Origin of the sequence: Pseudomonas sp. NPDC096925 (assembly GCF_044762545.1) — a bacterium.
In the GTDB taxonomy this organism is placed as follows: Bacteria; Pseudomonadota; Gammaproteobacteria; order Pseudomonadales; family Pseudomonadaceae; genus Aquipseudomonas.
Genome location: NZ_JBIWEM010000003.1, coordinates 497,662 through 520,147, shown reverse-complemented (window position 1 = coordinate 520,147; position 22,486 = coordinate 497,662). Strand labels below are relative to the sequence as shown.

At 65.4% G+C, this 22,486-nt stretch carries 15 protein-coding genes; 5 read left to right on the top strand and 10 right to left on the bottom strand.

Annotation, left to right across the window (positions count from 1 at the left end):
* Positions 1–131 precede the first annotated feature (131 nt).
* Positions 132–1,805: a fatty acid CoA ligase family protein gene (locus ACIQYU_RS12775; protein ID WP_233687661.1), complete on the top strand. Its 1,674-nt coding sequence runs from the start codon at positions 132–134 to the stop codon at positions 1,803–1,805.
* A 129-nt stretch (positions 1,806–1,934) separates the two neighbouring features.
* On the opposite strand, the gene mobA is transcribed toward ACIQYU_RS12775, so the two are convergent.
* The 3 genes from mobA to ACIQYU_RS12760 all read right to left on the bottom strand — a co-directional run bounded on the left by mobA (position 1,935) and on the right by ACIQYU_RS12760 (position 6,887).
* The gene (mobA, locus tag ACIQYU_RS12770; RefSeq protein WP_207832530.1) at positions 1,935–2,510 is read right to left on the bottom strand and encodes a molybdenum cofactor guanylyltransferase MobA; all 576 of its coding nucleotides are present in this window, start codon (positions 2,508–2,510) and stop codon (positions 1,935–1,937) included.
* Between the two features lie 61 nt (positions 2,511–2,571).
* Complete coding sequence (locus ACIQYU_RS12765) at positions 2,572–5,700, bottom strand: efflux RND transporter permease subunit (protein WP_233687662.1); 3,129 nt, start codon at positions 5,698–5,700, stop codon at positions 2,572–2,574.
* An 11-nt stretch (positions 5,701–5,711) separates the two neighbouring features.
* Positions 5,712–6,887 (bottom strand): efflux RND transporter periplasmic adaptor subunit, encoded by a 1,176-nt coding sequence (locus ACIQYU_RS12760; protein WP_207832532.1) that lies wholly within the window; start codon positions 6,885–6,887, stop codon positions 5,712–5,714.
* Positions 6,888–7,159: 272 nt separating this feature from the next.
* On the opposite strand from ACIQYU_RS12760, the gene ACIQYU_RS12755 reads away from it, so the two are divergent.
* Entirely contained in the window at positions 7,160–7,861 is a 702-nt protein-coding gene (locus ACIQYU_RS12755) for a response regulator transcription factor (protein WP_003259958.1), read from the top strand.
* A 6-nt stretch (positions 7,862–7,867) separates the two neighbouring features.
* Positions 7,868–9,166 (top strand): ATP-binding protein, encoded by a 1,299-nt coding sequence (locus ACIQYU_RS12750; protein WP_207832533.1) that lies wholly within the window; start codon positions 7,868–7,870, stop codon positions 9,164–9,166.
* 116 nt (positions 9,167–9,282) lie between these two features.
* On the opposite strand, the gene ACIQYU_RS12745 is transcribed toward ACIQYU_RS12750, so the two are convergent.
* From ACIQYU_RS12745 to nrfB, 4 genes are all read right to left on the bottom strand, one after another.
* Positions 9,283–10,374, bottom strand: a complete 1,092-nt coding sequence (locus tag ACIQYU_RS12745) for a diguanylate cyclase (protein ID WP_241105604.1) — start codon at positions 10,372–10,374, stop codon at positions 9,283–9,285.
* Between the two features lie 141 nt (positions 10,375–10,515).
* On the bottom strand, positions 10,516–11,355 hold the full coding sequence (locus ACIQYU_RS12740; protein WP_402800159.1) for a DUF4434 family protein: 840 nt from the start codon (positions 11,353–11,355) through the stop codon (positions 10,516–10,518).
* The gene (locus ACIQYU_RS12735; protein ID WP_241105602.1) at positions 11,355–14,360 is read right to left on the bottom strand and encodes a phage receptor; all 3,006 of its coding nucleotides are present in this window, start codon (positions 14,358–14,360) and stop codon (positions 11,355–11,357) included. The genes ACIQYU_RS12740 and ACIQYU_RS12735 overlap by 1 nt, the downstream gene beginning before the upstream one ends.
* Positions 14,357–16,531, bottom strand: coding sequence for a cyclic di-3',5'-guanylate-activated glycosyltransferase NrfB (gene nrfB, locus ACIQYU_RS12730; RefSeq protein WP_207832544.1), 2,175 nt, complete (start codon positions 16,529–16,531; stop codon positions 14,357–14,359). The genes ACIQYU_RS12735 and nrfB overlap by 4 nt, the downstream gene beginning before the upstream one ends.
* A gap of 193 nt (positions 16,532–16,724) precedes the next feature.
* On the opposite strand from nrfB, the gene ACIQYU_RS12725 reads away from it, so the two are divergent.
* Together ACIQYU_RS12725 and ilvA are read left to right on the top strand one after the other, a co-directional pair.
* On the top strand, positions 16,725–17,156 hold the full coding sequence (locus ACIQYU_RS12725) for a PACE efflux transporter (RefSeq protein ID WP_063914242.1): 432 nt from the start codon (positions 16,725–16,727) through the stop codon (positions 17,154–17,156).
* Between the two features lie 180 nt (positions 17,157–17,336).
* Complete coding sequence (ilvA, locus tag ACIQYU_RS12720) at positions 17,337–18,896, top strand: threonine ammonia-lyase, biosynthetic (protein WP_402800155.1); 1,560 nt, start codon at positions 17,337–17,339, stop codon at positions 18,894–18,896.
* Positions 18,897–18,998: 102 nt separating this feature from the next.
* Here the strand turns inward: ilvA and ACIQYU_RS12715 are convergent, their stop codons facing one another.
* From ACIQYU_RS12715 to ACIQYU_RS12705, 3 genes are all read right to left on the bottom strand, one after another.
* A complete protein-coding gene (locus ACIQYU_RS12715; RefSeq protein WP_207832550.1) occupies positions 18,999–20,180 on the bottom strand; it encodes a hypothetical protein in 1,182 nt (393 codons plus the stop codon).
* A gap of 56 nt (positions 20,181–20,236) precedes the next feature.
* The gene (locus ACIQYU_RS12710; protein ID WP_233687664.1) at positions 20,237–20,710 is read right to left on the bottom strand and encodes a VOC family protein; all 474 of its coding nucleotides are present in this window, start codon (positions 20,708–20,710) and stop codon (positions 20,237–20,239) included.
* A gap of 110 nt (positions 20,711–20,820) precedes the next feature.
* Positions 20,821–22,440 (bottom strand): NADP-dependent glyceraldehyde-3-phosphate dehydrogenase, encoded by a 1,620-nt coding sequence (locus tag ACIQYU_RS12705; protein ID WP_207832554.1) that lies wholly within the window; start codon positions 22,438–22,440, stop codon positions 20,821–20,823.
* Positions 22,441–22,486: the final 46 nt, after the last annotated feature.

Here is a 22,486-nt window from a genome sequence, read left to right as displayed (position 1 = left end):
TTGCTTTCTTCGCGGGTAAACCCGCTCCCACAAGGAGCTCCACAGGGGCTGAATGTGGTGCGGTCCCTGTGGGAGCGGGTTTACCGCGAAGAGGCCCGCTCAATCAACACAAGAACAACAAGAGACCGCCCATGCCCCAGCCAAGCTACTCCCAGGGCAATCAGGACAAACCCCTGCTTACCCAGTGCATCGGCGACGCCTTCGACACCACCGTCGCACGCTTCCCCGACCGCGAAGCCCTGGTAGTCCGCCACCAGGCCCTGCGCTACAGCTGGCGGCAACTGGCCGCAGCCGTCGACCAGCACGCCCGCGCGCTGATGGCGCTGGGCGTGCAGCCCGGTGACCGCCTCGGCATCTGGGCGCCCAACTGCGCAGATTGGTGCATTACCCAGTTCGCCAGCGCCAAGGTCGGCGCAATCCTGGTCAACATCAACCCGGCCTACCGCTCCAGCGAACTGGACTACGCCCTTGGCCAGTCCGGCTGCCGCTGGGTGATCTGCGCCGACGCATTCAAGACCTCCGATTACCACGCCATGCTGCTGGGCCTGGTCCCGGGCCTGGCCAGCGGCCAGCCGGGCAACCTGATCTGCGAGCGCTTCCCCGAGCTGCGCGGCGTGGTCAGCCTGGCCGCCGCGCCACCGCCGGGCTTCCTCGCCTGGCACGACCTGCAAGCCCGAGCGCACGCCGTCAGCCGTGAAGCCTTGGCCGAGCGCCAGGCACAATTGCGCGGCGACGACCCGATCAACATCCAGTACACCTCGGGCACCACCGGTTTCCCCAAAGGCGCCACCCTCAGCCACAGCAACATCCTCAACAACGGCTACATGGTCGGTGAAAGCCTGGGCCTTACCGAGCATGACCGGCTGGTGGTACCGGTGCCGTTGTACCACTGCTTCGGCATGGTCATGGCCAATCTCGGCTGCATGACCCACGGCAGCACCCTGATCTACCCCAACGACGCCTTCGACCCGCTGGCCACCCTGCGTGCGGTGGCGGAAGAAAAGGCCACTGCGTTGTATGGCGTGCCGACCATGTTCATCGCCGAACTGGACCACCCGCAGCGTGGCGAGTTCGACCTGTCGAGCCTGCGCACCGGGATCATGGCCGGTGCCACCTGCCCGATCGAAGTGATGCGCCGGGTTATCGGCGAGATGCACATGGCCGAGGTGCAGATTGCCTACGGCATGACCGAGACCAGCCCGGTGTCGTTGCAGACCGGCGCCAGCGACGACCTGGAGCGCCGCGTGACCAGCGTCGGGCGTACCCAGCCGCGGCTGGAGAACAAGGTGATCGATGCTGACGGCAACACCGTGCCGCGTGGCGAGATCGGCGAGCTGTGCACGCGGGGTTACAGCGTGATGCTGGGCTACTGGAACAACCCCAAGGCCACGGCCGAAAGCATCGATGAAGAAGGCTGGATGCACACCGGCGACCTGGCGGTGATGGATGAGCAGGGCTATGTGCGCATTGTCGGGCGCAGCAAGGACATGATCATTCGCGGCGGCGAGAACATCTACCCGCGCGAACTGGAGGAGTTCTTCTTCACCCATCCGGCGGTGGCCGATGTGCAGGTGATTGGCGTGCCGTGCAGCAAGTATGGCGAAGAGATCGTGGCCTGGGTGCGGCTGCACCCGGGGCATACGGCCAGCGCGGAGGAACTGCGCGAGTGGGCGAAGGCGCGGATTGCGCACTTCAAGGTGCCCCGGTACTTCCGCTTTGTCGATGAGTTCCCGATGACGGTGACCGGCAAGGTGCAGAAGTTCCGCATGCGCGAGATCAGTGTCGAGGAACTGTCTGCCGGGTGATGTGTTGCCTGTACCGACCACTTCGCGGGTAAACCTGCTCCCACAGGTACTGCACAGGCCTCAAGAGCAGTGGAGAACCTGTGGGAGCGGGCGTGCCCGCGAAGAGGCCAACACAGGCAGTAGATGACCTCAGCCTTGCAACAACTCCGGGCTGTTGAAGTTGCTCAACCTGCGATCATTGTCGGCACATGCCAGCCCCTGCACGGCCTCACGCAGCAAGGCCTTCTGCAAACTCCGCTCACCCGCCGCCCAGGCCTGCTCCAGCACCGGCAATACCCGGCGTGGCAGCACACTGAACATTGGCTGCCAGTACCCACTCTGGCGCACCATGGCCGCACTGTCACTGGCCACCGCCAAGCGCAGCAGGTCCTCGATCAACTCCCGGTCAACCAGCGGCGCATCACAGGCCAGCAGCACCACCCATTCATGCCGCGCCACCTTGAGCCCGGCAATCACCCCCGCCAGCGGCCCGGGGTAGTCAGCCTCGGCATCGCCCACCAACTGGTCGGCATACGCCCGGTAGGCCTCCTGATTACGGTTGCAGGAAATCACCAGATCATCGCTGAGTGGCCGTACCACGCGTTGCACATGCGCCACCAGCGGTTCGCCCTGCCAGTCGAGCAGGCCCTTGTCACGGCCGCCCATGCGCTGGCCGCGGCCACCGGCGAGAATGAGGATGGAGCAGGAGGGCAGGGCATCAGGCATGAAAAAGGGTTCCGGGCAGTCATTGCCGGGAACCCTCCCATTTCACGCGGGGCTTGTCCAGTCAGCTTTCGCGGGTCACGGCCTGCGTGTCGGCATTACCCGCCTGGTATCGCTTGGCAAGGCGCATCACCACCACGAAGAACACCGGCACGAACACCACCGCCAGGGTGGCGCTGAGCATGCCGCCGATCACGCCGGTGCCGATCGCCTGCTGGCTGGCCGAACTGGCGCCGCTGGCGATGGCCAATGGCACTACGCCCAGAATGAACGCCAGCGAGGTCATCACGATCGGCCGCAGGCGCAGGCGCGCGGCCTGCACGGCGGCATCGACGGCATCGACACCCTGGTCGGTCAGGCTCTTGGCGAACTCGATGATCAGGATGGCGTTCTTCGCCGACAGGCCGATCAGGGTGATCAGGCCGACCTTGAAGAACACGTCGTTGGGCATGCCGCGCAGGGTCACCGCCAGCACCGCACCGAGCACGCCGAGCGGCACTACCAGCAGTACTGCCGTGGGGATCGACCAGCTTTCGTACAGCGCTGCCAGGCACAGGAACACCACCAGCAACGACAGCGCCATCAGCATCGGTGCCTGGCTGCCGGACAGCCGTTCCTGCAGCGACAGGCCAGTCCATTCCAGGCCGGCGCCGGCCGGCAGCTGAGCCACCAGGCGCTCGATTTCGGCCATGGCTTCGCCCGAACTGTAGCCGGCTGCCGGCTCGCCGGAAATCGACACCGCCGGGTAGCCGTTGTAGCGGGTCAGCTGTACCGGGCCGCTGACCCACCTGGCCTGGACGAATGCGCCCAGTGGCACCATCTTGCCGCTGTCGTTGCGCACGTGAATCTTCAGCAGGTCTTCGACCTGACTGCGCTGGTCGCCTTCGGCCTGCACCACCACCCGCTGCATACGGCCCTGGTTGGGGAAGTCGTTGACGTAGCTGGAACCCACGGCCACGTCCAGCACCGTGCCGATATCGGCAAACGACACGCCCAGGGCATTGGCCTGGCGGCGGTCGATTTCCAGCTGCACCTGCGGGCTTTCCGCCAGCGAGGCTTCGCGCACGTTGGTCAGCACCTTGCTCTTGGTGGCATTGGCCAGCAGCTCGTCGCGGGCGGCCATCAGCTCGGCATGGCCCATGCCGCCGCGGTCCTGCAGGCGGAACTCGAAGCCGGTCGACTCGCCAAGGCCATCGATCGGCGGCGGCAGCACAGCGTAGGCCACGGCGTCCTTGAGCTGGGTGAAGGCCATGGTTGCGCGGTCGGCGATCGACTGGGCGCTGTCGTCGGCACCGCGTTCGGACCAGTCCTTGAGCGTGGTGAAGGCCAGTGCCGCATTCTGCCCGCTACCGGAGAAGCTGAAACCCAGGATCAAGGTGGTGTTGCCCACGCCCGGTTCCTCGGCGTTGTGCGCCTCGATCTGTGCCGCCACCTGTTCGGTGCGCATGCGGCTGGCACCTGGCGGCAGCTGGATGTCGGTGATGGTGTAGCCCTGGTCTTCGGTGGGCAGGAACGCCGTGGGCAGCTGGCTGAAGCCATAGCCCAGCACCGCCAGCAGCAGCGCGTATACCAGCAGGTAGCGGCCGCTGCGCTTGAGCGCCTGCATCACCCAGCGCTGGTAGCCGTTGCTCATGCCTTCGAAGCGGCGGTTGAACCAGCCGAAGAAGCCCTTGCGTTCATGGTGCTCGCCCCTGGCCACGGGTTTGAGCAGGGTGGCGCATAGCGCCGGGGTCAGGCTGAGCGCCAGGAACGCAGAGAACAGGATCGACACGGCCATCGACAGCGAGAACTGCTGGTAGATCACCCCCACCGAGCCTTGCATGAAGGCCATGGGCAGGAACACCGCCACCAGCACCAGGGTAATACCGACGATCGCGCCGCTGATCTGGCCCATGGCCTTGCGCGTGGCCTGCTTGGGCGGCAGGCCTTCCTCGGCCATGATCCGCTCGACGTTTTCCACCACCACGATGGCATCGTCGACCAGGATGCCGATGGCCAGCACCATGCCGAACAGGGTCAGCACGTTGACCGAGAAGCCCATGGCGAGCATCACGGCGAAGGTCCCCATCAGCGCCACCGGCACCACCAGCGTCGGGATCAGGGTGTAGCGCAGGTTCTGCAGGAACAGGAACATCACCGCGAACACCAGCAGCATGGCTTCGAACAAGGTGTTGATGACCTGCTCGATCGACACTTTGACGAATGGCGAGGTGTCGTAGGGAATGTCGTACTTGACGCCTTCCGGGAAGTAGCGCGCCAGGTCCTGCATCTTCGCCCGCACCAGGGTGGCGGTTTCCATGGCGTTGGCGCCCGGCGACAGCTGCACGCTGAAGGCGGTGGCCGGCTTGCCGTTCAGGCGCGTGCCGTACTGGTATTCCTGGGCACCGATCTCGACCCGGGCGACATCGCCGATGGTCACCGTGGAACCGTCCGGGTTGGCGCGCAGGACAATCGCAGCGAACTCCTCGGGGCTGCTCAGCTGGCCCTTGACCACCACGTTGGCGGTGATTTCCTGGGTGCTACGGCTGGGCAGGTCACCAATGCTGCCGGGGGCCACCTGGGCGTTCTGCGCGGCGATGGCCTCGGCCACGTCGTTGGGCGTAAGGTTGAAGCCGATCAGCTTGCGCGGGTCGATCCAGATGCGCATGGCACGTTCCGAACCGTACAGCTGGGCCTTGCCGACGCCCTTGAGGCGGCGGATCTCGTCCATCACGTTGCGCGCGAGGATATCCGACAGGGCGGTTTCGTCGAGCTTGCCGTCTTCGGAGGTGAGGGTGGCCAGCAGCAGGAAGCCGGTGGAGACCTTTTCCACCTGCAGGCCCTGCTGGGTCACCGGGCGTGGCAGGCGCGACTCGACCACCTTCAGGCGGTTCTGCACGTCAACCTGGGCCAGGTCCGGGTTAGTGCCCGGGGCAAAGGTGGCGGTGATGGTGGCGCTGCCCAGGCTGCTCTGCGACTCGAAGTACAGCAGGTTGTCGGCACCGTTGAGCTCCTGCTCGATCAGGCTGACCACGCTCTCGTCCATGGTCGCCGCCGAAGCGCCCGGGTACACGGCGTAGATCTCCACCTGCGGCGGTGCCACGTTGGGGTACTGGGCCACCGGCAGCTGCGGGATGGCCAGGGCACCGGCCAGCAGGATGAACAGGGCGACCACCCAGGCGAATACCGGGCGGTCGATGAAGAATTGCGGCATGAGTCAGGCCCTCACTGGCCAGTGTGCTGTGCGATGGGCGGTGCCCCTGATGCGTTGTCGACCTGCACCTGGTCACCGGCCTTGACGTGTTGCAGGCCCTCGACCACTACCTGCTCGCCGGGGGCCAGGCCTTCGCTGACGATCCAGCGGTCGCCCTGGGCGCTGCCCAGTACGACCTGGCGGTCGCTGACCCGGGCCTGCGGGTCGACCACCAGCACCTTGGGCACGCCGGCGCTGTCGCGCAGGATGGCGCGCTGCGGCACGCTCAGGCCCTTGGGCTGAACAGCCTGCTCCAGGCGCACGCGCACGTAGCTGCCGGGCAGCAGGTCGAGGTCCGGGTTGGGGAACTCGCTGCGCAGGGTGATCTGGTTGGTGCTGGGGTCGACGCTGATGTCGGAGAACAGCAGCTTGCCCGGCAGCGGGTAGGTGCTGCCGTCGTCCTGGATCAGCGTGGCACGGGCCTGGCCGTCACCGACCTGCTGCAGCTCGCCTGCACGCAAGGCGCGGCGCAGGGCGTTGAGTTCGCGAGTCGACTGGGTGACATCGGCGTGGATCGGGTCCAGTTGCTGGATGGTCGCCAGCGGCGTGGTCTCGTTCTGCCCGACCAGCGCACCTTCGGTGACCTGGGCGCGGCCGATACGGCCGGAAATCGGCGCGGTCACGGTGGCGTAGCCGAGGTTGAGGCGGGCGCGCTCCAGAGCGGCCTTGGCCTCGGCCACTGCGGCATCGGCCTGCAGGTAGCTGGCCTTGGCGTTGTCGTATTCCTGGCGGCTGACGGCCTTGTCGTCGACCAGCTCGCGGTAGCGCTGCTCTTGCAGGCGCGCCTGGTACAGGGTGGCCTCGGCCTTGGCCAGGGTGGCGCGGGCACTGTCATGGTCGGCCTTGAACGGTGCCGGGTCGATCAGGAACAGCACATCGCCCTGCTTGACGTCGCTGCCTTCGCGGTATACCCGCTTGAGCACCACGCCCGCGACCCGCGCGCGCACTTCGGCGGTGCGCGGCGCGAGGATGCGACCGCTCAGCTCACTGCTGATGGCCAGTGGCTGCAGTTGCAGGGTTTCCACCCGCACTTGCGGGGTGGGGGCTTGCTCATCCTGTTCGGCGCTGTCGTCGCAGCCGGCCAGGGACAGGCTCAGAAACGCCAGAAGCGCCAATGGGCGCAGGCGTGGGGGGAGGGTAGTAGACATACGGATCTTCCGATGATGACCGCCTGTATGCTACGGCAGGCGTTCCTTGGGTGGCTGTTAATACCTGTAGGACGAGTGTGAAAAAGTGTGAAGAACAATCCTGTCTACCTGTAGTGTTCTATATCCTGAGTATTCCTGTGCCGGCCTCTTCGCGGGTAAACCCGCTCCCACAGGGACCGCACAGCATCTGGAAACTGTGTGGTCCCTGTGGGAGCGGGTTTACCCGCGAAGAGGCCGGCAAGGCCTACCTCAACCCAGATTCCCAAGCGCCTATGCCGAATATTTTCCTGGTCGAAGACGACAGCGCCCTGTCCGAGCTGATCGCCAGTTACCTGCAACGCAACGACTTCCATGTTCAGGTGATCGCCCGTGGCGATCATGTGCTGGACGAGTATCGTCGGCAAAAGCCTGACCTGGTCATCCTCGACCTGATGCTGCCGGGCATCGATGGCTTGCAGCTGTGCCGCCTGCTGCGCCAGGAGTCGCAGGGCCTGCCGATCCTGATGCTGACCGCCCGCGATGACAGCCACGACCAGGTCCTGGGCCTGGAAATGGGCGCTGACGACTACGTGACCAAGCCCTGCGAGCCGCGTGTGCTGCTGGCCCGCGTGCGCACCCTGCTGCGCCGCAGCAGCGTCAACGAGCCGCGCCTGGACAACGACCTGATCCTGATCGGTGGCCTGCGCATCGACCTGGCCGAGCGCACCGTGAGCTGGCGCGGCGAAGAGGTGGAGCTGTCCAGCGGCGAGTACAACCTGCTGGTGGTACTGGCGCGCAATGCTGGCGAAGTGCTGAACCGCGACCGCATCCTGCAGCAGCTGCGTGGTATCGAGTTCAACGGCACTGACCGCTCGGTGGATGTAGCCATCTCCAAGCTGCGGCGCAAGTTCGACGATAACGCCGGCGAAGCGCGCAAGATCAAGACCGTGTGGGGCAAGGGCTACCTGTTCAGCCGCGTCGAGTGGGAGTGCTGACCGCCCATGCTGAAGATACTGGTGCGGCTGTACCTGGTGATCATCGTCGCCTATGCCGGTGCGCTGTTGTTCATCCCTGACACCATCGTCGGCCTGTTCCAGGACCGCTTCATGGCTTACAACCTGGACCAGGCCAAGGGCGTGCAGTCGTTGATCGTGCGCCAGTTCCGCCAGGCCCCGCGCGAGCAGTGGCCGGCAGTGGAGCAGGAGCTGGCCAGTGATTTCGCGCCGCTGGAACTGCAGCTGCTGCGCATGGACCAGGCCGACTTGAGCGAGGATGAGCAGGCGCGCCTGGAGCACGGCCTGTACGCCGTGCGCATTGCCGAATGGGGTTATTACGAGACGGTGCTGGCGCCGCTGGACAAGGAATGGCTGGTGCGCCTGCACTCACCGCCAGACCCGCTGGACATCAACGTGCTGTCGTGGGGCGTGACCGTACTGATCGGTGCGGCCATGCTCGGCTGCCTGCTGCTGTGGGTATGGCCGCACTGGCGCGACCTGGAGCGCCTCAAGGAAACCGCCCGGCGCCTGGGCCAGGGGCAGATGGCCGAGCGTACGCACATTTCACCGCACTCCAACATCGGTGAGCTGGCCGGGGTGTTCGACACCATGGCCAGTGACCTGGAGCGCCACGTCAACCAGCAGCGCGAGCTGCTCAATGCAGTGTCGCACGAGCTGCGCACGCCGCTGACCCGGCTGGATTTCGGCCTGGTGCTGCTGTTCGACGAAGTGCCGCCGGCCAGCCGCAAACGCCTGCTGGGGCTGGTGGGGCATGTGCGGGAGCTGGATGAGCTGGTGCTGGAGCTGTTGTCCTACAGCCGGCTGTACAACGCCGACCAGGCCCGCGAGCGGGTCGAGGTGTCGTTGCTGGAGCTGGTCGACAGCGTGCTCGGTGGCTTTGCCGAGGAACTCGATGGCCGGGGTATCCAGTGGGAGGTGCGGGCCGAGGGTGATTTGCCGCGTTTTGTGCTGGACCCGCGGCTGACGGCACGGGCGGTGCAGAACCTGGTGCGCAATGCCATGCGTTACTGCGACGAGAGCCTGTTGCTGCGCTTGCGCCTGGAAGAGGATGGTGCCTGCCTGGTAACGGTCGAGGATGACGGGATTGGTATTCCGGTGGAGGAGCGCGAACGGATTTTCCAGCCGTTCTACCGCCTGGACCGTAGCCGCGACCGCAATACCGGCGGGTTTGGCCTGGGGTTGGCGATCAGCCGGCGGGCGATCGAGGGGCAAGGCGGCACCTTGACCGTGGCGCAGTCGGCGCTGGGTGGGGCACAGTTCCGGATTCGCTTGCCTGCCGGGTGATGGGTTGCCTGTGCCGGCCCTTTCGCGGGTAAACCCGCTCCCACAAGGACCGCACAGATTTCAACCACTGTGGCGCACTTGTGGGAGCGGGTTTACCCGCGAAAGGGCCGGGCCTGCTAACCCTGCTCTGCCAGCTGGCTGGACCACAGCACAAAGCGGTCCTTGCCACTGTGCTTGGCCTCGTACAGCGCCTGGTCGGCGCGCACCAGCGCCGTTGTCAGGCTGTCGCCCTGGTCCACCCGGGCCAGGCCGATGCTGATAGTCACCGGGTGCTCGCCAACGTCCTCGCGCACCCGTTGGCACAACGCCGCCACCCGTTGCTCGGCGCCTTGCTGGTCCAGCCCGTGGAAAAAGATCGCGAACTCCTCACCGCCCAGTCGGGCAAACTCGTAACCGGCCATGCTCACTTTGATATGCAGGGCCACGCGCTTGAGCACTTCATCGCCCACGTCATGGCCGAAACGATCATTTACCCGTTTGAAGTTGTCGATGTCGATCATCGCCAGGTACTGCTCGGCCGTTGCCAGGCGCAGCTGTCGGCCCGCCTGGGCCATGAACGAGCGGCGGTTGGGGATTTCGGTCAGGGCGTCGACATAGGCCTGTTCCAGCAGCACCTTGGACAGATAGAAGTTGTGCAGCTTGGCCTTGCGCATCTGCAGGTAGCTGTAGATGACCAGGCCGCTGAGGAACACCGCGTAGCTGAACAGCATGGCGCCTTCGAGCGCGTCCGCTTCGATACGGGTGTGGTAGAACGGGTTAAGCACCAACCAGGTGATGGCCATGGCACAGAAGAACGACCAGCGCCGAACCGGGAGCACCGACACCGCATACAGCACGGTGGAGACCCCGAGTACCAGCCACACCGGGCGCAGGGTCACCGGGATGCCATCGATCACCAGGCGCATGCCCACAGTGATGGTGGCGATGAACAGCAGGTTGAGCACGTCGAAGTGATGGCTGCGACGGGTAAAGCGCAGCACCACGGTGAGGCTGATGAGCAGGGTGATGAACAGATAGGACAGCCAGGTGAAACCCTGGCCGCCGAGGAAGCTGACGATCAGGTCGAACACCAGCCAGATCAGGATGCTGACGCAGAACACCAGCAGGCAGAACGGGCGCATGGCTTCGAATTCGTGCTGGCGGAATTCGGCGCGCAGGGCGGCGGGGGCGACCTGTTTGCGAACGTGGGCTTCGATGGTCTTGAACATCGCTGGGCTCCTGAGAGTACTGCTTTACCAGGCCTGGCCCTTTCGCGGGTAAACCCGCTCCCACAGGCCTCCCACAGCACTGGAAATCTGTGCGGTCCCTGTGGGAGCGGGTTTACCCGCGAAGAGGCCGGGCCTGGAGACTCAATTGGTGGGCAGAACACCCCGGGCCCATGGCCGGTAACGCAGGTCGAACACCGCCTCGGCATGGCACCCGCCGGTCAGCTTCGGTTGGGAAGGCTCAGCCCGAAACGCCTGCCCTGGCGCGCTCACCTGGCGGAACGCCTCGCGCACCACGCCCACCCGGCATGGCAAGGCCTGTTCGTAACCCTGGCGTACCAACGCGGGCAAGCGCCCGGTCCCGGCGCCATCCTGCCACCACACAGTCAAGCCCAGCCCGGCCAGTTGATCCAGCCAGGCGGCATTGACTCGCGGCGACAGTTTGCCGGCGCTGAAGGCACTGATGTGCAATGGCTTGTCCAGCTGCCGGTTGAAGGCCTGCAACTGGCTGTGCAGGGCATCACGGCGTTCGGCCTCGCGAAAATGATGGTCGTCCAGCTCCATGGGCAGGTACCAGCCGTCCACCGGCAACTGCCACCCCTGGCGCAGTTGCTGGTACTGGCTGAGCGAGCGCCCCAGCTGCGCTTTCCAGTAGCTGTTCAGGCCTTCGCCATCCAGCTCGTCGAGGCGCTGGTAGTAGGCCGGGTCCATGTACAGCCCCAGCACCAGTTGCAGCCCCTGGGCACGCGCGCTGCGCAGGCTGTTGGCCAGCCAGCCCTGGGCGCCGCCGAAATCGCTGTCGCCATAGGCGCTCCATTGCACGATCAAGGTCTTGCCGCCCTGGGCCACGGTGGCGTGCCACAGTTGCTGCCACTGGGCGGGGGTGACATTGGCATCGCGGTTGAGGGGTTGGTAGAACAGGCGCTGATCGGCGCTGGCCGGCAGGCACAGAGCAAGCAGGCAGAGGGCCAGGAACGTACGCATCAGAAGGTCATCTCCGCACCGACCAGCACGCCGTTGGCGCGCTCGTATAGATTGCCGCCCAGCGATTGCTGGTACTCGGCACGCACTTTCAGCGAACCGCGGTAGGCGTTGTAGCGATCGTCATCGAACCACCATTGCCAGCGCACACCAACCCCGGCCCGGGTGTCCTGGCGCCAGTCGTTGCTCGGGTCCTGGCTGGAAAACTCGACAAAGCCATAGGGCATGATGGTTTGCGGTGAGCTGCCCGGCAGCTTCCAGGCGTGGCCCTGTTGGTAGCGCGACAGCCAGGCGTGGTCGCCGGCACGGGTCCACCAGGCGGCGTCGAGATAGAGGAAGCGCTCGTTCCAGTCGTCTTCATCGACGCGCCAGTCGTTGCGCCAGTCGCCCTGGTCGAGAAACGAGGCGGTGGCACGCAACAGCAGGTCGTTGCTCGATTCGGCGTGGTGACGCAAATCGCCCCAGTTGCCACCGACCTTGGCCGGGCTCAGCAACTGGCCCAGGCTCAGGCCGCGGTAGTGCTCTTCGTCGATCTGTCGCTGGTGGTACAGCTCGGCATACAGATTGAGGTTGGCCTGGCCGAGTGGCTTGTAGCGCAGGCCGACGCCGGTACCCATGCTTTGCGCATAGTCGGTGCGGCTTTGCCCACCGAACAGCACCCGGCCATACACCGACAGGGTGCTGCCGTTGCGGCTGGGCTCTTCGCCCAGGGCGTGGTCCCACATGGCCAGTTGCACGTTCTGCGATTGCGCGCGGCGCGAAGTGCCGCTGCGCTGGCCATTGTCGAGGAACTTGTCGTTGGTCGAGGTGCCGGCCGGCGACCAGGTGCTGGCCAGGGTGATGGTGTCGCGTCGCGACAGGCTTTCGTGGGCGCGGCGCTGGCGGTACTTGCGGGCCTCCAGGCTGCCGTATTCGTCGTCGCCGTCGACCAGGTCCTGCTCCACATCGAGGATGCGGCGCAGTTCCCGGCGCGCCGAAGCGCTGTCTTCGGCTTCGTCATAGCGCAGGGCCAGCGTTTCGCCAAGGCGGTAGTCCTCGGGGAAGTCGTGGGTGGCGCGTTCCAGGTAGGGGATCGACTGGCGGCGCTGGACCTTGTCCGTCGAGCCGGCCAGGCGCATGCCGTAGTCGGCGCGGTAGCGTGGCTGGTCGGGTGCCAGGCGCACGGCTTCGGCCAGCCAGGCGCTGCTCTGGGCACTGTCGCCGGCCAGTAGCGCGGTGCTGGAGGCGGCGTAGTAGTGGTCAGCCCGCGGGTTGTGCGCCAGGGCCTGGCGCTGGAAGCCCAGCGCGGCCTGGTAATCGCCCTGGCGCTGGGCGATGGCGGCACCCAGGGCCCAGTCGTCGGCGCCATTGTGCGCGGCAGCGTCCCAATAGCGCCGGGCCGCTTGCGCGTCGCCAGCGTTCAGCGCGCCACGGGCGGCGGTGAGGCGGGCGTTGTCGGTCCAGGCGCTGTCGGGCAGGCTGCGCCAGATGGGCAGGGCGGCCTCGGAATCCCCGGCTGCCTCGAGGGCGTACGCCAGTGGCAGGCGGTTGCCGCTGTCGCCCAGGCGCTCGGCGGCCTGGTAGTAGACCACCGCTTCGCCGGGCTGGTCGGGCATGGCGCAGCGGCCCAGGGCGCGGTACTGGCCAGGTTCGCTCGGGGTAGCCGGTACGGCCTGGCGCACGGCATCGCACTGGCCAGCCTCGGCCAGGCGGCCGAGCAGCTGGGCACGAGTACCGGCGTCGACCCGAGGGATCAGGCTGAGCATGCGGCGGCTGTCCAGCGGCCCGTCGTTACGCGCATACAGGTTGCCCAGGCGCTGCAGCAGTGACGGCGCAAGGCGGCCCTGGTGACGGTCGTAGGCTTGCTCCAGCAGTTGCCGGGCGCGTTCGCCGTGGCCCTGTTGCGTCAGCAGGAAGGTGGCCTGCTCCAGCGCGGCCAGGTCGCCGCTCTGCCGATAGCGTTGCTCCCATTCGGCGGCGGTGCGTGGTTGAGGGGGCTGTGGCGGGTCGCCGTACAGGCGTTGCCTGAGCACGGCGTAGGCCCTTGGGTCGGTGCTGGCGGTGCAGCCCTTGAACTGCTCGCGCGCCAGCTCCGGGTCGCGGCGCGACAGCCAGTCGACGGTTTCCAGGCAGGGGCGTTGCAGTTGGTTGCTCAGGCGCTGTACCAAGGGGGCGTCGTGGCCTTCGCGGGCCAGCTCCCACAGTTGCTGGCGCTGCTCTGGCTGGTTCAGCTGCGCGGCCGGCAGTGCTTGCAGCCAACGCTGGGCCTGCTGGTTCTGGCCGACAGCGATGGCGCGGTTGGCCATGGCCAGGCGGGCCTGGTTGGCTGCTTCAGGGGAAGGGGCGCTGGGCAGCAGCGCGTTCAGCCCTTTTTCATCCACCTGCTGGATATAGGCATTGGCCAGGCGCTGCCAGTCCTGCGCGGGCAACTGGCCTTGGTCGGCCAGCGGCTGCAGCTGTTCGATGGTTTCCTTCCAGTTGCGCAGTTGTTCGGCGAAGTTGGCCCGGGCCAGGCGCAGCACCTGGCCGTCCCTCTGTGGTGGCAACTGGTTGAGCCAGTCCAGCGCCTTGGCGGCGCCACCGAATTTCGCCAGGCTCAGGCTGTAGGCCTGCCACAGGCGCACCCGATTGGTGCCATCGCTGGTGGCCAGCCATTGTTCCACCTGGCTGGCCGGCGGCGGGTCCTGTTCGATCCAGGTCAGGCGCAGTTCAAGCAGGGCGTTGGCGTATTCGGGGCTGCCGTCCAGCTGTTCGGCCAGGGCTTCGGCCTCCTTGTAGCGGCGCTGGTGAGCCAGGGCCTCCACCAGCAGCGTGCGGGCTTCGTCGTTGTTCGGTACCCGGCCCAGCACGTGGCGGGTCAGGCGTTCGACCTCGGCCCAGTTGTCCTTCTTCGCTTCGCGGTAGCTGCGCTCCATGAACGGGTAGCTGGTGAACCGCTGGAAGTCGGTCATCGGCGCCGAAGCCGAGGCGGGCAGGGCGGCGGAGCATAGCAACAGGCCAGTGAAGGTGAGGGAAAAGCGCGGCTTCATGCCACCTCCCGGGTCAGGTCAAAGGCGGCCTGCTGTTCGCTGGCCTGTTCGGTCAGGGCCTGCTGCAGCACCTGCTCGGTGATGATGCCGCGGGCGATCAGGTGCTCGCCGAGGCTCTGGTGTTCCGGGTCGAAGTCGATCAGCGCCTGGTTGAACAGGGTGACCGGGACCATGCCGCGCACCTGCAGCAGCGCGCCGAGCATTACCTGGTGGTGGCTGACCCGCTCCAGCAGCGCTTCGTCATCCTGGTGGCGTGCGAGGATGGCCAGCATCTCGCGGGTTTCCGGCTTCTGCCAAGGGCTTGGGTAGTGGTAGCGCAGGCCCAGGGTCACCCGGCCTTGGGGCGCCAGGCGGGCGCTGACCGGGCGCTTCAGGTGGCGGCTGATTACCCCCAGCGACACCTGGCTCACCGGGCTTTCGCTGGCCAGCACCAGCGTGTCGCCGTCTTCGGCCACTGGCAGCACGCCATAGTGCGTCGCCAGCTTGCGCGGCAGTTTGGCGATCAGTTGCGGGTCGAGCTTGAACGGGTTGAGCGGTGCCCAGGGCAGGTCCAGTTGCTCGGCCAGGGTGGCCACCAACTGTTCGCTGTTCAGCCAGCCGCGCAGCAGCAGCTCGCGGCCCAGGCGCCGGCGTACCGGGCTGGTGATCGCCTGTTGCAGCTGTTCGTCGCTGATCAGACCCTTGGCCACCAGGCGCTGGCCCAGCGGCGTGCGAGCGGGGGCGGCGATGGCGGGGAATTCGTGGGTGGTCTTGTCCCAGGCCACACGCCGCGAGTCGCCCATTTCCATCACCTGGCGCAGGGCACGCAGGTTGGCGAAGAAGTTGACGAAGTTGCTCCACATCATCCGCGGCGCCGACAGCAAGCCTTCGCCGATGCCATAGAAGCGGGTGACGAACCAGGCGCGCTGGAACAGGCGGTTGAACAGCATCAGCCCGTTCAGCCACAGCAAAGTGGTCAGCAGCCAGCTGTCGCTGAGGATCGACATGAAGCGCCACGACTCTGGCGCAATCACCGTGACCAGCCACATGGCCAGCAACACCAGCAGCAACAGGTTGACCAGGAAACTCAGCAGGTAGGCGAACAGGCCGCGGCGGTCACGCCAGAGGAAGTAGTTGAGCGCGCCCTTGCGGCTCCAGCCCAGGTTGCTGGTGCCCTGGAAGACGATGCCGACAATCCACCGCGACTTCTGCCGTATGGCATGCTGCCAGTCGCGCGGGAAGTGCTCGCGCACGCAGATCACCTGGGCGAATTCACGGCTCATGCCCGGGCGCCATTCCTGCTTCAGGGTCAGCGCCGGGTCGGTGATGGAATAGCGGGCAAAAATGCACTTCATGCCCTTTTGCTTCAGGCGAAAACCGATGTCGTAGTCTTCGGTGAGGCTCTGCACGTCGAAGGCGATGCCGTCGCCGTCCTCGAGCAGCGCACTGATGGCGCGGCGGCTGAAGCAGGTGCCGACCCCGGCGCTGGGCACCTGGCCGGTCAGTGCCTCGCGCACGATCACGTCCTTGCCGTGGTTTTCGGCGAACTCGTCGACATAGTGGCCGGCGGTGAAACCTTTCCATTCCGGTGCATAGGGGTACACGGGGATCTGGATCATGTCCTTGTTCGGCAACAGGTAGTTGAACAGGCGCAGTTCCATGGGCGAGATCACATCTTCGGCGTCGTGCAGGATGAAGCCGGCGAACTCGATGCCGGCGTCCTGCTGGAAGCGCAGCAGCGCGTCGATGATGTTGTTCAGGCAGTCGGCCTTGCTGGTAGGGCCGGGGCGGGCGCAGACCACCTTGTGCACGTTGGGGTAGTGCAGGCACACCGCGTCGACATCGGCCTGGGTTTGCGGGTCGTTGGGGTAGGTACCGACGAAGATCTGGTAGTTCTCGTAGTCGATGGTCGAGGCAGCCAGGCGCGCCATCTCACCGACCACGCCCACTTCGTTCCAGGCTGGGACCATGATGGCCAGAGGCTTCTCCGGTACCTCGTACAGGCGTTTTTCGTCGGCTTTCTCGTACTTGTCGTAGATGCGAAAACGCCGGATAAGCTTGCGGCCCCAGTAGCACAGGTCGATGAACAGGTCATCCAGGCCCAGCAGGAACATCAGCGAGGCCAGGACGATCGCGAGGATCTTCAGGCCGAACAGCACGTAGGTGAGAAAATCGATGAATGCCAGGCTCATGTGGCGGACACCGGCAGGAAGGGGTGGGCCATCGTCTTTATCCTCGTTCGATTCCCTGGACGAAGTTGTACGACTTGTCGCCGTTTGTACTGGATAGATACAAGCAGCCGAACGCAGGCTTGTCCAAATTTCTGGCTTTTTCTTGTGGGCCACTTCTTGTAGCTTTACAGGTCGTTGAACCAGGGAGCTGAACATGCAAGGCAAGGCACGCAAGATTGTCCAGGCCATTCTTTACGAAGCCATCGCCGTCGCCTGCGTGGCGCCCGCGCTGGAGCTGGCGTTCGGTGCCGGCATGGCGCAGTCGACCGTGCTGTCGGTGCTGATGTCGGGCATCGCGATGAGCTGGAACATGGGCTACAACTGGGTGTTCGAGCGCTGGGAAGCGCGCCAGCTCCAGCGCGAGCGCACGTTCCTGCGGCGCCTGCTGCATGCGCTGGGCTTCGAGGGCGGGCTGGTGCTGATCCTGCTGCCGCTGGTGGCGTACTGGCTGGATGTCAGCTTGTGGGCGGCGTTGCTGACCAACCTGGCGTTGTTCGTGTTCTTCTTCGTTTACGCGTTTGTCTTCCAGTGGGGCTTCGACAAGGTGTTCGATGTGCCGCTTTCGGCGCAGCAGGCGAAGTGTTGACTTTGTGCCGCACTACCGGCTAAGTTCCTACCCCATGAATACTTTCCCGCACGTCAACGCCATTATTATTACCGCCATTATCAGCTTGGCGGGCTAGCGCGTACGTGCACCGAACCCGCCCTGGAGGCGGGTTTTTCTCTCTGACTCCTGGGCAACGTGAACACAGCCAAGGAGTCACCGATGACCAGCTTCGTCAGCCCTCGCTCTACCGTCACCCCTCAGCAACTGCTGTCGGAGCAGGTGCGGCGCATTCTTGCCGCCCCGGTGTACGACCTGGCCATCGAAACGCCCCTTCAGTCTGCGCCCGCGTTGTCTGCCAGCCTGGGCAACCAGGTTTTGCTCAAGCGGGAAGACCTGCAGCCTACCTTCTCGTTCAAGATCCGCGGTGCCTACACCCGCTTGTCACGCCTGAGTACCGTGCAGCGCGAGCGCGGGGTGATCACTGCCTCTGCGGGCAACCATGCCCAGGGCGTGGCCCTGGCGGCATCCCACCTGGGCATGAAGGCCACCATCGTCATGCCGACCACCACGCCGTCGCTGAAGGTGGAAGGGGTACGTTCGCGCGGTGGCCATGTAGTGCTGCACGGTGAGAGCTTCCCCCATGCCTTGGCCCACGCGCTGAAACTGGCCGACAGCGAAGGCGCCACCTTCGTGCCACCGTTCGACGACCCGGATGTGATCGCCGGGCAGGGCACCGTGGCCATGGAGATCCTGCGCCAGCGCCCGGGGGCGCTGGATGCCATCTTCGTACCGGTGGGTGGCGGTGGGCTGATTGCTGGCATTGCCGCCTATGTGAAGTACCTGCGCCCTGAGGTGAAGGTGATCGGCGTCGAGCCGGAGGACTCCAACTGCCTGCAGGCTGCCATGGCCGCCGGTGAGCGGGTGATCCTGCCGCAGGTCGGCACCTTCGCCGATGGTGTGGCGGTGGCGCAGATCGGCGCCCATTGCTTCGAGTTGTGCCGGCACTTCGTTGACGAGGTGGTCACCGTGAGCAGCGACGAGCTGTGCGCGGCGATCAAGGACATCTATGACGACACCCGCTCGATCACCGAGCCGTCCGGCGCCCTGGCCGTGGCCGGGATCAAGAAGTACGTGGCGCGCGACGGCGTGCAGGGGCAGACCCTGGTGGCCATCGACTCCGGGGCCAATGTCAACTTCGACCGCCTGCGCCATGTGGCTGAGCGTGCCGAACTGGGCGAGCAGCGCGAGGCGATCATCGCTGTCACCATCCCGGAACAGCCGGGCAGCTTCCGCGCCTTCTGCCAGGCCCTGGGCAAGCGACAGATCACCGAGTTCAACTACCGCTATTACCCTGGCAAGGAGGCGCGCCTGTTCGTGGGTGTGCAGACACACCCGCTGCACGACCCACGCGAGCAGTTGCTGGCCAGCCTGCGCGAGCAGGGCTACAGCGTACTGGACCTGACCGACAACGAACTGGCCAAACTGCATGTACGGCATACTGTGGGCGGCCATGCCGCGCCCGGGGCTGACGAGCGGGTGCTGCGCTTCGAATTCCCCGAGCGGCCCGGGGCGTTGCTGGGCTTTCTGGAGCGGCTTGGCAAGCGTTGGAACATCAGCCTGTTCCATTACCGCAACCATGGTGCGGCAGAGGCCCGGGTTTTCGCCGCGCTGGAAGTGCCGCGGGATGAGTTGACGGGGTTGCCGTTGGCGCTGGATGAGATGGGGTACCGCTACTGGGATGAGACCGACAACCCGGCGTACAAGCTGTTCCTGGGGTGATTTCGGTACACCACGGGATTTATAGCGCCTGTCAGATCGAGCGCCGCGCGGGCGGCGCTCGATCTGACAGGCGCTATAAAGATCAAGGCGAGCCCACGGCCCTCAGCGCTCGCGCATGAAGAAGCCCGCTACGAACTTGCGGAAGGTTTCCAGGCTCTTGAAGTCGGCGTAGCGCTTGAAATTCTCGGTATCCGGTTCGGGCCCGATGGGTTGCTCCAGCAACGACACCGACAATACCCGGTCCTGGTCCGAGGTCATCACCAGTTCATCCATCACCTGGCCACCGATCACCGGGCGGCGCATTTGCACTTTCACACCCTTGCTGGCCATCCAGTCGACCAGCGATACCAGGGCCTTGAGCGGCTCGCGCTCTTCGTCGCGATATACCGGGAACAGGTGGGCGCGGGACAGCACCGGCACGCTGGCCACATGAATCAGCTCGTAGAAATGGCTGCCGGCACTGGTCGGCGAGTACAGCGCCAAGGCCAGTAACGGCCCGGCGGTGCGGTTGCCGCCCCAGTACAGGTGGTGGCCCTGGAAGTCGAAGCCGTCTTCACTGCGGTTGTTGAACAGCTTGCGCCCTTTTATCTGGTCCACGCAGTCCAGCAGCAGGCCGTGGCGGCGATGGTTGCCGAACACCGTGGCTTCGCGCAGGCGGGACTTGAGCATCATCATGTGCTTCATGTCCAGGCGGGTTTCCAGATAGTTGCTGGCGGGGACCCGTTCCAGCAGCGGATAGCGGCTGGCCACGCTGCGCAACTCGGCAAATTGCCCGGTCAGGTCCTTTTTCAGGTGCGTGGCATACAGGTTGAGGCCGCTGGTTTCGATCCAGGTCAGCAGCAGTGACAGCAGGCGCTGTTGTTCACGGCGTTCGCTGCCATCGCCGCCGCCACTGGTGGTGCCGCTGCGGAAGTCGCCGATCAGGCGCAACGGTGTGTCGGGCGGTAGCCAGGCAGCGGGTGGCGCGGGGTCGTTTTCGCGTTCGGCCGCTTCTCGCTCGTCCTTGGTGAACGGGCAGCCGGGCGCGTGCTCGGCAGTACCCGGGTTGTTCTTGAGAAACAGCGTACCGGTGTTGCCGTTGAGGGTGACATTGAGCACCGGCAAGGCATCGCTGCGGCAGTCGCAGGCCAGCCACTGGTTGGCGTTGCGTACCTTCATCAGCAGCTGGTTGGCCTGTAGCAGGCGTGGGCCGGTGAGGCTGCCGGTGGCAAAGCCGACCAGCAGCTCCTCTTCTGCGGGGGTCAGGCTACGGACCTGTGCGGCGGTTTTGTCGATGATTCGCATGAAGCAGCTCCCAGCTACGAGCTCCAAGCTTCAAGCAAAGTCGCGCCGCTTTCAACTTACCGCTCAGTTGCACTGAACATTTTCGCCGCGCGGGCGCGGATCTCGTCGGGGGTCAGGTCCTCCTTGTGGGTGGAAACGAACCAGATGTTGCCGAACGGGTCTTTCAGGGTGCCGCTGCGGTCGCCGTAGAACTGGTCCGTCACCGCACTCAGCTGGGTGGCGCCGGCCGCCAGGGCCTGGGCGTAGACCTTGTCGCAGTCCTCGACATACAGGTGCAGGCCAACGCCTGCGCCGCTGAGCTTCTGGCTGGCGGTGAGACCGCCCTCCATGTCGCAGGGGTCGCCAAGCATCAGCGACGAGTCGCCGATCTTCAGCTCGGCATGGCCGACGCGGCCCCCCGGGGCGTCGAGGCGGAACATCTCGACGGCAGCGAAGGCCTTCTTGTAGAACTCGATGGCCTTGGCGGCGTCATTGATGGCCAGGTAGGGGGTGATGCTGTGCTGGCCTTCGGGAATGGGTTTGGCTGCCATGTTCGACTCTCCTTGGAAGTGGGCGCCGGTGGGCGCCCTGTTGCTTAGAGTCGTTTTCGCGGATGGAAAATCGACAGCGCTGATAGATCGATTCTCTATAAACGCGGCCGTCAGAAGATGTAGTCGGTGGTCAGGAAGCTCGACTGCCGGTTGCGAATGATCTCGCTGATCAGTTCCTTGTTGGCCTCCTGGAAGCGCGTTGCGACCAACGTGCGGATCGAGAACACACGCAGGGCGTCGTGTACCGACAGGGTGCCTTCGGCGCTGTTCTTGCGGCCGTTGAACGGATAGGTGTCGGGGCCGCGCTGGCATTGCGCGTTGATGTTGATGCGCCCGACCTGGTTGGCGAAGATGTCGACCAGGCTGCCGATGGTTGCCGGGTCATTGCCGAACAGGCTCAGTTGCTGGCCGTAGTCGGAGTCCAGCACATAGTCGATCACTGTCTGCAGGTCGCGGTATGGCACCACTGGCACCAACGGGCCGAACTGCTCTTCGTGGTAGACGCGCATGTCCGGCTTTACCGGGTACAGCACGGCCGGGTAGAAGAACGAGCCACGGCTGTGCCCGCCGCCTTCGTTGAGCACGCGTGCGCCCTTGGCGGTGGCATCGGCGACCAGGCCGTCAAGGTAGTCGACCTTGCCGGGCTCGGGCAGCGGTGTCAGCGCTACGCCAGGCTCCCATGGCATGCCGGGCTTGAGCGCGGCCAGCTTGCGCTGGAACTTGTCGAGGAAGGCATCGACGACGTCCTCGTGGACGAACAGGATTTTCAGTGCCGTGCAGCGCTGGCCATTGAACGACAGCGCACCGGTGACTGCCTCTTCGACGGCGTTGTCGAGGTCCACCTGGGGCAGCACAATGCCCGGGTTCTTGGCATCCAGGCCCAGCGCGGCGCGCAGGCGGTGCGGGCGCGGGTGCAGTTTTTTCAGGTCGCTGGCGGCCTTGTGCGTGCCGATGAAGGCGAACACATCGACCTTGCCGCTGGCCATCAGCGCGCTCACCGTTTCCCGGCCACGGCCATAGATGACGTTGATCACCCCCGGCGGGAAGCTGTCACGGAAAGCTTCGAGCAATGGTCGAATCAGCAGCACGCCGAACTTGGCCGGCTTGAACACCACGGTGTTGCCCATGATCAGCGCCGGGATCAGCGTAGTGAAGGTTTCGTTCAGCGGGTAGTTGTATGGCCCCATGCACAGGGCCACACCCAGCGGCGCACGGCGGACCTGGCCCAGCGTGCCCTGTTCCAGCTCGAAGCGGCTGGAGCGGCGGTCGAGGTCCTTGAGGGCATTGATGGTGTCGACGATGTAGTCACAGGTGCGGTCGAATTCCTTTTCCGAATCCTTGAGGTTCTTGCCGATCTCCCACATCAGCAGCTTGACCACGGCCTGGCGCTGTTCACGCATGCGCGCCAGGAAGGTTTCGACGTGCTGGATGCGTTCGGCCACGCGCATGTTTGGCCAAGCGCCGCGGCCTTTGTCGTAGGCTTGCACAGCAGCATCGAGTGCGCTGAGCGCGGTGTCGGCATCGAGCAGTGGGGCACTGCCCAGCACCACTTGGCGTTCTTCATTGCCTTCCTTGAGCCAGACCGGGCTGCGCACCGTGGCCAGGGGCCCGTCCCAGCGCCTGAGTTCACCGTTCACCAGGTAGTCGCGTTGTTCAAGGGGGGCTTCCAGGCGCCAGGTTTCCGGGATGTTCTCGGCGCTTGGGAAGAGTGAATCGAGCAGACGGTCCATGGGTACTGCACCTCACATTGCTGGGCGGGTTTCGAGCCAGGTGAAT